General features: G+C 31.2%; 12 protein-coding genes. 9 read left to right on the top strand and 3 right to left on the bottom strand.

What is annotated here, in order from left to right; all coding sequences use genetic code 11:
• Positions 1-83 precede the first annotated feature (83 nt).
• Entirely contained in the window at positions 84-458 is a 375-nt protein-coding gene (locus Q0J35_RS07610; RefSeq protein ID WP_297195105.1) for a hypothetical protein, read from the top strand.
• A 5-nt stretch (positions 459-463) separates the two neighbouring features.
• Here Q0J35_RS07610 and Q0J35_RS07605 read toward each other — a convergent pair whose 3' ends face one another.
• Together Q0J35_RS07605 and Q0J35_RS07600 are read right to left on the bottom strand one after the other, a co-directional pair.
• Positions 464-2,266: a mechanosensitive ion channel domain-containing protein gene (locus Q0J35_RS07605; RefSeq protein WP_297195103.1), complete on the bottom strand. Its 1,803-nt coding sequence runs from the start codon at positions 2,264-2,266 to the stop codon at positions 464-466.
• A gap of 6 nt (positions 2,267-2,272) precedes the next feature.
• Positions 2,273-2,905, bottom strand: coding sequence for a carbonic anhydrase (locus Q0J35_RS07600; RefSeq protein WP_297195101.1), 633 nt, complete (start codon positions 2,903-2,905; stop codon positions 2,273-2,275).
• Positions 2,906-3,031: 126 nt separating this feature from the next.
• Here Q0J35_RS07600 and Q0J35_RS07595 point away from each other — a divergent pair, with 126 nt between their 5' ends.
• The 8 genes from Q0J35_RS07595 to Q0J35_RS07560 all read left to right on the top strand — a co-directional run bounded on the left by Q0J35_RS07595 (position 3,032) and on the right by Q0J35_RS07560 (position 8,834).
• A complete protein-coding gene (locus tag Q0J35_RS07595; protein WP_297195099.1) occupies positions 3,032-3,724 on the top strand; it encodes a Bax inhibitor-1/YccA family protein in 693 nt (230 codons plus the stop codon).
• A 120-nt stretch (positions 3,725-3,844) separates the two neighbouring features.
• Positions 3,845-4,210, top strand: coding sequence for a preprotein translocase subunit SecG (secG, locus tag Q0J35_RS07590; RefSeq protein WP_297195097.1), 366 nt, complete (start codon positions 3,845-3,847; stop codon positions 4,208-4,210).
• 10 nt (positions 4,211-4,220) lie between these two features.
• The gene (frr, locus tag Q0J35_RS07585) at positions 4,221-4,778 is read left to right on the top strand and encodes a ribosome recycling factor (RefSeq protein WP_297195095.1); all 558 of its coding nucleotides are present in this window, start codon (positions 4,221-4,223) and stop codon (positions 4,776-4,778) included.
• Entirely contained in the window at positions 4,775-5,383 is a 609-nt protein-coding gene (gene pyrE, locus Q0J35_RS07580; RefSeq protein ID WP_297195093.1) for an orotate phosphoribosyltransferase, read from the top strand. The genes frr and pyrE overlap by 4 nt, the downstream gene beginning before the upstream one ends.
• On the top strand, positions 5,383-5,793 hold the full coding sequence (locus tag Q0J35_RS07575) for an RDD family protein (protein WP_297195091.1): 411 nt from the start codon (positions 5,383-5,385) through the stop codon (positions 5,791-5,793). The genes pyrE and Q0J35_RS07575 overlap by 1 nt, the downstream gene beginning before the upstream one ends.
• A 13-nt stretch (positions 5,794-5,806) precedes the next feature.
• Positions 5,807-6,829, top strand: a complete 1,023-nt coding sequence (locus Q0J35_RS07570) for a ribonucleotide-diphosphate reductase subunit beta (RefSeq protein ID WP_297195088.1) — start codon at positions 5,807-5,809, stop codon at positions 6,827-6,829.
• An 8-nt stretch (positions 6,830-6,837) separates the two neighbouring features.
• A complete protein-coding gene (locus Q0J35_RS07565; protein ID WP_297195086.1) occupies positions 6,838-8,208 on the top strand; it encodes a nicotinate phosphoribosyltransferase in 1,371 nt (456 codons plus the stop codon).
• On the top strand, positions 8,205-8,834 hold the full coding sequence (locus Q0J35_RS07560) for a protein-L-isoaspartate(D-aspartate) O-methyltransferase (RefSeq protein WP_297195084.1): 630 nt from the start codon (positions 8,205-8,207) through the stop codon (positions 8,832-8,834). Before Q0J35_RS07565 ends, Q0J35_RS07560 begins: the two co-directional genes overlap by 4 nt.
• Before the next feature lie 28 nt (positions 8,835-8,862).
• Here Q0J35_RS07560 and fumC read toward each other — a convergent pair whose 3' ends face one another.
• A complete protein-coding gene (gene fumC / locus Q0J35_RS07555; protein ID WP_297195082.1) occupies positions 8,863-10,260 on the bottom strand; it encodes a class II fumarate hydratase in 1,398 nt (465 codons plus the stop codon).
• Between the last annotated feature and the right edge of the window lie 170 nt (positions 10,261-10,430).

Genomic DNA, 10,430 nt, shown 5'->3' with positions numbered 1-10,430 from the left:
AAAATATAAAAAGCAAATAAATTCACTTTTACTTCACTTCTTTAGCTTATACTTCCTTAAAAATAAATCAAGGAGTTTTCCAAATGAAAAATTTAATCAAAAAAACAGCATTATCTTTAGGTTTTTTAACTGCTATGTCCGTATCTGCTATGGCTGATGGATTTTTACAAGGACCTATACTTGAGGTTAAAGATGATTCAAAAAGCATAGTAATAGAAACGATTTATCAAGGACCTATGGAGATAAAAGTGTTGCCAAGCACAAGAATAGAGCTTGATGATTGTGGCTGGTTTGGAATGGATAATATTTTTGAGGACGGAGATTTCTACGACTTAAAGGTTGGAAGACATGTTGAAGTGGAAGCATACTATCCAAATACTATGAATCAAACTCCAACAACAGCAATGCCTCCAAGAGCTACAAAAATAGAGGTAAAATGCCACAAAATGGCTTACTAAGATATTTAACTTTGCTTTTCCATATAAAGACTTAAGCTAGGAAAAGCGAAGTTAAGCTTGTTTTTCTCTACTATAGCCATTATATCAAGCATTATTTTTTCTCTTGCCTTTACAAAGCTTTCTTTATCTACAGCTTTTATATAAAAATCAAGTTCTATATTTATGGAGCTATCTTTGAATTCACTTAAATACACATAAAAGGAATTTTTATAACCCTCCAAATCGTCTATAGATACAAAATTTTGCCTATATTTTGAGCGGTAATCCCCATATTTAATAGCACTATCATCTCTTTGTGCGACAAGTGGGCTATTTCGCAAATAAGCCCTTAAATCATTGGCACAGTCTTCAAGCTGCTTTGAGCTAGAATCATAAGTAAGACCCAATGAAATTTTTACCTGTCTGCCCATTTTTCGTTTGCTATAATTTCTTATGTTTGAATTTAATATAACTGAATTTGGTAAAAATACTAAAGAATTGTCAAAAGTTCTAATGCTAGTCTTTCTAAGACCGGTTTCAACTATAGTCCCCTCAACATCTGCTATTTTAACCCAATCTCCTTGATTAAAACTATCATCAAAAGAAAGCATCAAAGAAGAAAAGAAATTTGCTATTATGTCCTTAGCTGCCAAAGCAACAGCTAAACCACCTATACCAAGTGATGCTATAATAGCTGAAACATTAAAACCTAGCTTTGCCAAAATAAAAAGTGTAGCAACTATGATGATAAAAAAATACAGTATTTTAATTATCAAATTTGCAACTTCTTTTTTACCGCTTTTTTTAGCCAACTTGGCAAGAAGTATTATACCGTAACTATCTAGCAATCCTAAAGTAAGCCAAGTAAAAAGAATTATATATGTTATGTAGAATACAGAGCTTAAATCAAGATTTATAGGTGCAGGATAATACACTATATTTACACAAATTCCAAGAGAATACACAAATAAAATGAGCCTTACAATCTTTTTGTTTTTATTTACAAAAATTTCTTTTAATTCTGCTTGTTTTTCTTTGTTTATTAGCTTGTTTTTGAAAAAAATTTGTAGCAAGATGAAATAAATTGCATTTGGTAAGATATGTTTAAGCACATCAAAAAATATCAAAACCAATACACATAAAACTATTTTTCCAATATTTACATAGCTAAATGAAAAAAATGAATTTATGTATGATATTATGCTATCTAATTTTAAGCTAGAAAAAAGCAAATTGTTTTCAAAAGAATGGGCATTATCTCTTAAAAAGCTAAGAATTTCATCGTAGGAATTTATTTTATTATTTAAGTATTTGCTTTGTTTATCTACATCAAAATTTAAATTAGCCTGTAAATCCTTATAAATACTTAAATCAACATTATTTGATAAGATAGCTCTTTCAAGTAAATCTTTCATCTCTTTATAACTAGCGTTTTGTAAAAAGAGTTTTTTTAGAGCAAAAACTGTTTCATAAAAATTATAATCAAGGTTTAAAGACGCTAATTTAAGCTCTAGCAAAACCTTAGAACTAGCAGAAATATCTTTATTTTCTTGAGATAAAAGCAAATCTTTTTGGGTCTTAATTTCACTACTTATATTTTCATCTTTTTGCATAGCTATCAAAGACGGCAAAGAAGCTAATATATCTTGCTTGGCACTTTTTAGCTGTTTTTTTTCATCGCTAAAAATAGAATCATTATTATCGCTTTTTATATTATATTCATTTAGCTTATAATTTATATTCAAAAAATCCTCTATAGAATTTGAAAGCTTTGTTTCATAACAAAAAGAAAAGGAAAATGATAAAAGTAAATATACAAAAATTCTCATAAAATCCTAACTTTGTATAAGTATAAAATTTTTCTCATCGAAGCTATATTCATAAATTTCGCCTGTTTCTATTATATAATACCAAGCGTGCAGCTCTAATTTTTTTTCTAAAAATGCCTCTTCAACGCCCGGATAAGTAAGCAAGTTATCAAGTGAGTTTAAAACATTCATCTTTTCAGTCAGCCAAGAACGCATAGCAATATCATTTTTAGCAACATTTAAACTTAAAACCTCTTGTTTAATACTGTCTAAAATGCTTAACCATTTTCTTACATTAAGGCTTTTGCTAAATTCTTCATCTTCATCATAAAGAGCTTCACAACCGCCGCAGTTGCTATGTCCGCAGACTATTATATTTTTAACTCTTAGCTTATTTATAGCATATTCTATAGCAGAAGTAGTAGCTAAATAATCACTACCTACCCTATAAGGAGGTATAATATTTGCTATATTTCTTACTACAAAAAGCTCTCCTGGACCTGTATTAGTAATTAAATTTGGCAAAACTCTAGAATCGGAACAACCTATAAAAAGAGTATGTGGGTCTTGCTTGTCTTTTAGGTCCTTAAAAAGTCTTTGATGCTCTTTAAAATTTTCTTGCATAAATTTAACAGCACCTTTTTTGACAATGCTTTGCATAAAAACTCCACTGATTTTTAATCACATTATACCAAAAATTTAACTTGAAACTTTTTTATGTTTATATTAATTTTTATTTATCTTTTTAGGATAAATTTTACAAAAAGAAAAATTTTGGAGGATAAAATGAGTCTTTATGATAGAGATTATGCCAAATCTCAAAGTGAAAGCAGATATGGAACAAGTGCGTTAAGCACATTTATAAAACAAACTTACCAACTCTTTGCAGCTTCATTATTAGCAGGAAGTGCTGGAGCTTATATAGGAATCGCTGCCCTTGCACCTTATATAAGAGGTATAGTGCCTGTTCTTATTTTATTTGGTATAGAATTGATACTTTTATTTGCTTTATTGGCTAAAAAGAAAGAATCTCCGTTAAATTTAATCTTACTTTTTGCCTTTACTTTTTGCACCGGTTTAGCCTTGACACCTCTTTTGTATTCGGTTCTAGCTTTGCCAGCAGGTGCTAGTATAGTAGCTCAAGCATTTGCACTAACTGCCGTTGCTTTTGGTGCATTAAGTATCTTTGCTATGAATACAAAAAGAGATTTTACTACAATGGGTAAAATGTTATTTATAGCACTTATAGTATTAATTTGTGCTTCCTTGTTTAATCTCTTTTTTAATAGCCCTGTGCTTCAACTTGCCATAGCTAGCATAGGTGCTATATTGTTTTCATTTTACATACTTTACGATACTCAAAACATAATAAGAGGAAACTATGAAACTCCTGTTGAAGGTGCGGTAGCTCTTTACTTGGATTTTTACAATCTTTTTGTTTCTTTACTTCAAATTTTAGGTATCACAAACAGAGAATAAAATTTGGCTCTAGTTTTAGAGCCAAACTAATTTTATAAATAAAAAATTCATTTTTTCAATCTTTTATCAACTTTTTTAAGCTAAAATTCACTTCTTAAGTTTATAGACAAGGAAATATAAATGACTACTTTATTTATAGTTTTTCAATGTATTTTAGTTTGTGCCATTTGTGTGGCTGTATTACTACAAAAAAGCTCTAGCATAGGACTTGGAGCGTATAGCGGTAGCAATGAAAGTCTATTTGGAGCTAAAGGTGCGTCAGGTTTCTTAGCCAAAACGACATTTATACTTGGCTTATTGCTAATAATAAATACAGTTACACTAAGTTATCTTTATAACACAAGGGCAAATGCTGGTTCTGTTGCTGAAAAAGCTACATCTTTGATACCTAGCATAGAGCAAAACACAAGCAAAGAATTTGAAGCACCAAAAGCACCTAATGTAACAACCGTGCCTAATGCCATAGAGACAAATACAAGCAAATAAGGATGAAATTATGTTAGATGGAATTTACAAAAAACAAAAAAATCAAAGTGAAAAAAGCTTAGAAAATCTTAAAAAAGATTTTTCTACATTAAGAACAGGAAAAGTAAATATAAATATACTCGATAATATTACAGTGGATTATTACGGCACACAAACTCCTCTTAACCAAGTAGCGACCGTTCTTGCAAATGATGCTTCTACCATATCTATAAGTCCGTGGGAAAAAACTATGTTAAAAAATATAGAAAGTGCCATAGCTCAAGCAAATATAGGCGTTAATCCAAACAATGACGGAGAGGCGATAAAACTGTTTTTTCCTCCTATGACAAGCGAACAAAGGCAAGAAAATGTTAAACACGCAAAAGCGATGAGCGAAAAAGCTAAGGTAGCCATAAGAAATATAAGAAAAGACGCAAACGATGGAGTAAAAAAACTAGAAAAAGATAAAAGCATATCAGAAGATGAAGCAAAAAAAGCCTATGATGAGGTGCAAAAACTAACAGACAGCTACATAAGCAAGGTAGATGATATGCTAAAAAACAAAGAAAGCGAGCTTTTAAAAATATGAATATTGAAGAGCTTTACAAATCTTGCAACGCCTTCTTGCAAGGACATTTTTTATTAAGTTCTAAAAAACATTCTGAATTTTATCTGCAAAGTGCTAAAGTGCTTGAATATCCTAAAAATGCGGAATTACTATGTGAAAATTTAGCACAAATAATCAAAAAGCACGGTTTAGTAGTAGATAAAATTTGCTCTCCTGCCCTTGGAGGTATTTTAGCTGGATACGAATTAGCAAGAGCTTTAGACAAACCTTTTATATTTACTGAAAGGGTTGATTCTATAATGACTTTAAGAAGGGGTTTTGAGGTAAAAAAAGGAGAAAAATTTTTAATCTGTGAAGACATCATAACAACAGGTGGTTCTGCTCTTGAAAGTGCAAAAGTTATAGAAAGTCTTGGAGGAGTAATACTTGGTTTTGCAGCCCTAGCGAGTCGAGGATTTTGTGCGGTTACAAATTTAAATACTAAGGCTAAAGATAGTGCTAAATTACCAAAAAATTTACCTTGTTTTGCCTTAGCAAATTTTGACTTTGAGCTTTATGACGAGGATAATTGCCCTCTTTGCAAGAAAGGCAGCAAGGCTATCAAGCCTGGATCCAGGGGAAACTAGTGAAGCAAAAAGCGAAAATTGCAACACGCTTTGATAGATTTAAAGCTTTTGTTATTGATATTTTTTTGATCTATGTGCCTATACTTTACATATCGTATTTTTTATTAGGTTCAAAAGAGGCTTTTTTACAAAATCAAGGTGTTATCTTTATTTGTTCCATTTCATTTGGCATTTTACAAGCGGTATTTTTTGCATTAAAAGCACAAAGTCCCGGATTAAAAGCCTATGATCTTTATATAATAGATAGCAAGAGTGGCACAAAGCTTAACTTTTTAAGGCTAATCTATAGATATATCTTGTTTATACTTTCTTTAGGTATTGTAATTGGGCTTTTTAGCACTTTTTTTAGAAAAGATGGCTTGATGATACACGATTTGCTTAGTTCTAGCTGTATAGTTCATAAAATTTAAGGAGTTTATAAAAATGCATAGAAAAAGAATTTATAATCCAAATTCAGATGAGAATTTAAACGACAGAAGAGTTTTTAATGGTAATCCACACGGGATTTTAAATTTCACAAAAGCAAAATATACTTGGGCTTTAAAATTATGGGATATAATGGAGGCAAACACTTGGTTTCCAAAAGAAGTAGATACAACAAGAGATGTTCTTGACTACAAAACAAATTTAACTGCGGCTGAAAAAAGAATGTATGATTTAGTTTGGTCGCAATTAATATCTATGGATAGCTTTCAAACAAACAACCTAGCAGATAATATAAACCCATACATAACAGCACCTGAAATAAATGCTGTTTTAGCTAGACAAGCATATGAAGAAGCAAATCATTCAAAATCTTATGCCGTAATGGTTGAAGCCATTTGCGATAATACAGATTTAATTTATGAAATGGAAAAATACGATGAAACCTTAAGAGAAAAGAATGATTTTATATCAAGCATATATGAGGAATTGGCTGGAGATGTTGATGATAATAAACTGCTATTAGCTATGGTTGCAAACCAAATTTTAGAAGGAATCTACTTTTATAGCGGTTTTACTGCTATATATGCTCTTGCAAGAGCTGGCAAGATGCTTGGTTCTGCACAAATGATAAGATTTATACAAAGAGATGAAATAACACATCTTCTTTTATTTCAAAATATGATAAATTCAACTCGTAACGAAAGACCAGATCTTTTTAATGAGAAAAATATCAATAAAATTTATGATATGTTCAAAAAAGCTGGAGAGCTTGAAATAAAATGGGGAAAATACATCACACAAAATCAAATTATGGGCTTTACTGATGATATAATAGAGCAGTATATAAAATACCTAGTAGATCAAAGACTTGTTGCTATAAATTTAGATAGAATTTACAATGTCAAGCATCCTATAAAATGGGTAGATGATTTTGCTAAATTTAACGATCAAAGAAGCAATTTCTTTGAAAGCAAGGTTACAAACTACTCAAAGGGTAGCATTTCTTTTGATGATTTTTAGGATTAAAAATGCTTAAAAATTTGTCCTTGCTTTGTGATTTTTATGAATTTACTATGAGTAATGGATATTTTAAAAGCGATGATAAATTTTGTTATTTTGATGTCTTTTTTAGAAAGGTCCCAGATAACGGTTCTTTTGTAATAGCTGCCGGAATTAATTCTGTAGTAGAATACATACAAAATTTAAAATTTAAAAAAAGCGATATAGCTTATTTACGCAAAGAAAAAATTTTTGATGAAAATTTTTTAAATTATCTACTCAATTTTAAATTTGACGGAGATATTTACAGCGTAAGAGAAGGTGAAATAGTATTTGCAAATGAACCGATTTTAACAGTAAGAGCTAGAGCTTCACAAGCACAGCTACTTGAGACATTTATCTTGCTTAGCATAAACCACCAAAGTTTAATCGCTACAAAAGCAAACAGGATAGTAAGAGCAGCACAAGGAAAGACTGTTTTAGAATTTGGAGCTAGAAGAGCACAAGGAGCGGATGCTGCACTTAGTGGAGCAAGGGCTGCTTATATAGGAGGTGTTGCTGGAACATCTTGCACTTTAGCTTCAAAATTATATAAAATTCCCGTTTCAGGAACTATGGCACATTCTTGGGTGCAAATGTTTGACAGTGAAGAAGAAGCTTTTAGAAAGTATTGCGAACTTTATCCTCAAAAAGCTATTTTATTAGTAGATACTTATAATGCATTAAAAAGTGGGCTTGTAAATGCTATAAAAATTTTTAAAGAAAAAAAGGCTAGTTTAAAAGAATACGGCATTAGAATAGATTCAGGAAATTTATGCGAACTTTCAAAAAAAGCTAGAAATATGCTTGATAAAGAAGGTTTAAAAGACTGCAAAATAGTAGTAAGTGGCTCTTTAGATGAGAAAGAAATTTTAAAACTTATGGAAAATGGTGCTAAAATCGATGCCTTTGGGGTTGGCGAAAAACTCATAACATCAAAAAGCTCTCCTGTTTTAGGTTGTGTTTATAAACTAGTAGCAAAAGAAGAAAACGGCTTGAAACCCATAATTAAAATAAGCGAAAGCACGGAAAAAATTTCAAATCCATACTTTAAGAAAGTTTTTAGAATATACGATAAAAAAACAAATATAGCACTTTATGATAAAATTTTTATGGCGGATGAAAAGCTAGAATACGATAAAGATTTTGTAATTGAAAATTTACACATACAACTCTTTAAAAATGGCAAAGCATTACATAAGCCTAGTGCTAAAGAAAGTAGAAAATACACAAAAAAACAAATTAAAAGACTTGACAAATCACTATTAGACCTTAAAAAGCAAGGAAATTATGAGGTTTTTTTATCAAATAAGTTAGCTAAAATGAAAGATCGTTTGCTTAAAATGAAAGGTTGGGAATGAATTTTATAGAAGAAAAAAGACTAAAAGCTATGGCTGATGAAATAGCGGCTAATACAAAAATCGATGAAACCTTATATAAAGCTTTTTGTTCCATACCAAGAGAAATTTTTTCTCCACTAAAAGCACATTCTTATAGCCTTAATGCTATGCCTATGCTTTCAAAGCAGTGGATAAGCTCTCCTTTAACAGTAGCAAAGATGACTATGGCTTTAGATTTTAAAAATGCAGACTCTGTTTTAGAGATAGGCTGTGGCTCGGGATATCAAGCAGCCATACTAAGCAAGGTGATAAGAAGAGTTTTTACTATAGAGCGTATAGAAAAACTTGTAGATGAAGCGAGTGCAAATTTTAAAGCCTTAAATTTGCATAATATTTTTGTAATGCACGCTGACGGGCAGCTTGGTTGGCAAAAATACGCACCTTTTGATAGAATTTTATTTTCAGCATACCTTGAAAAAGAACCAAAAGAGCTTTTTTCTCAACTAACAGATGGAGGAATTTTAGTTGCTCCTATGCTTAAAAAAAATAAACAATTCATAATACGTTTTACAAAAAACGAAAATGGCATAAAACAAGAAGAGCTTGAGGAATGTTTGTTTGTGCCAGTGCTTGATGGAAAAGAGTAAAGACTAGGAATGCTCCTAGTCTTTGATTTTATTTATCTATAGGATGTATCATATTAGCAGGCACGACAAATTTATCATAATCGCTCTCGCTAACAAGTCCTAGTTCTATAGCGGATTCTTTTAAAGAAGTCCCCTTTTTATGAGCGTTTTTAGCTATTTTTGCAGCATTTTCATAACCAATATGAGGATTTAATGCAGTTACTAGCATAAGTGAATTTTTCAAATTATATTCTATCTTGTCTTTATTTGCTACTATACCAACTGCACAGTGCTCATTGAAAGAAAGCATAGAATCAGCCAAAAGATCAAGGCTTTGCAAGAAATTATAAATAATAACTGGCTTAAATACATTTAATTCAAAATTTCCCTGTGAAGCTGCAAAACCTATAGCTGCATCATTTCCCATAACTTGCACCGCTACCATAGTAACTGCTTCGCATTGTGTAGGATTTACCTTGCCCGGCATTATAGAGCTTCCTGGCTCATTTTCTGGTATGCTAATTTCTCCTATACCACATCTAGGACCACTTGCAAGCCATCTTATATCATTTGCTATTTTCATCAAATTTGCAGCCAAACCTTTCATAGCACCGTGAGTAAAAGTTATAGCATCGTGGCTTGTTAAAGCGTGAAATTTATTAGGGCTACCTACAAATTTAACTCCTACTAGTTTTGTAAGCTCGGCACTTACCTCATCGCTAAATTTTGAAGGTGCGTTAAGTCCAGTCCCAACAGCTGTTCCTCCAACAGCTAATTCTCTTAAAGTAGGCAGTGATTCTAAAATTTGTTGTTTTGAATGCTCAAGCATTGATAAATAACCGCTAAATTCTTGTCCCAAAGTGAGTGGAGTAGCGTCTTGCAAATGAGTTCGACCTATTTTTATTATATCCTTAAATTCCTCAACTTTTTTCTTAAAAGTAGCTATAAGCACATCTATAGCAGGTATAAGTTTTTTTTCAACTTGCTCTACCGCAACTACACTCATAGCTGTTGGAAAGGTATCATTTGAGCTTTGACCTCTATTTACATGATCGTTTGGATGCACGAATTTTTCTTTTCTAAAATCCTTGCCAAGTATTTCAGTAGCACGGTTTGCTATGACTTCATTTACATTCATATTGCTTTGTGTGCCTGAGCCTGTTTGCCATATAGCAAGAGGAAAATTATCATCAAACTTACCAGCTAAAACCTCATCACAAGCCTTTACTATAGCGTCTTTTCTTTCATCATCAAGACCATTTTTAAGTCTATTATTAACTATAGCGGCTGCTTTTTTAAGATTTGCAAAAGCATAAATTAATACCTTTGGCATTTTTTCTATACCAATTCTAAAATTTTCTAAAGACCTTTCAGTCTGTGCTCCCCAATACTTATCATCAGGCACCTTTATTTCGCCCATAGTATCTTTTTCTACTCTATACTGCATTAAAGCTCCTTTCTAAAATTCATCGTTTAATAATAGCATATTTTAGACTAAATGATAATTTTATTTAAATTTTATTTAAATAAAATGAGACACACCCCAAAAAGCTTTAGGGTTTAATCCCTAAAACTTTTTCTTATTAACATCTTCAAGTATATCAGAAGCTATATTAT

Source organism: uncultured Campylobacter sp. (genome assembly GCF_944323605.1).
Taxonomy (GTDB): Bacteria; Campylobacterota; Campylobacteria; order Campylobacterales; family Campylobacteraceae; genus Campylobacter_D.
Note: the sequence above shows the minus strand (reverse complement) of the source record. Positions and strands in the feature narration are given on the sequence as shown.

Excerpts from the sequence above, each read along its gene's own strand:
- Q0J35_RS07610 (WP_297195105.1), top strand. The coding sequence starts at position 84 with ATGAAAAATTTAATCAAAAAAACAGCATTATCTTTAGGTTTTTTAACT.
- Q0J35_RS07605 (WP_297195103.1), bottom strand. The coding sequence starts at position 2,266 with ATGAGAATTTTTGTATATTTACTTTTATCATTTTCCTTTTCTTTTTGT.
- Q0J35_RS07600 (WP_297195101.1), bottom strand. The coding sequence starts at position 2,905 with ATGCAAAGCATTGTCAAAAAAGGTGCTGTTAAATTTATGCAAGAAAAT.
- Q0J35_RS07595 (WP_297195099.1), top strand. The coding sequence starts at position 3,032 with ATGAGTCTTTATGATAGAGATTATGCCAAATCTCAAAGTGAAAGCAGA.
- secG (WP_297195097.1), top strand. The coding sequence starts at position 3,845 with ATGACTACTTTATTTATAGTTTTTCAATGTATTTTAGTTTGTGCCATT.
- frr (WP_297195095.1), top strand. The coding sequence starts at position 4,221 with ATGTTAGATGGAATTTACAAAAAACAAAAAAATCAAAGTGAAAAAAGC.
- pyrE (WP_297195093.1), top strand. The coding sequence starts at position 4,775 with ATGAATATTGAAGAGCTTTACAAATCTTGCAACGCCTTCTTGCAAGGA.
- Q0J35_RS07570 (WP_297195088.1), top strand. The coding sequence starts at position 5,807 with ATGCATAGAAAAAGAATTTATAATCCAAATTCAGATGAGAATTTAAAC.
- Q0J35_RS07565 (WP_297195086.1), top strand. The coding sequence starts at position 6,838 with ATGCTTAAAAATTTGTCCTTGCTTTGTGATTTTTATGAATTTACTATG.
- Q0J35_RS07560 (WP_297195084.1), top strand. The coding sequence starts at position 8,205 with ATGAATTTTATAGAAGAAAAAAGACTAAAAGCTATGGCTGATGAAATA.
- fumC (WP_297195082.1), bottom strand. The coding sequence starts at position 10,260 with ATGCAGTATAGAGTAGAAAAAGATACTATGGGCGAAATAAAGGTGCCT.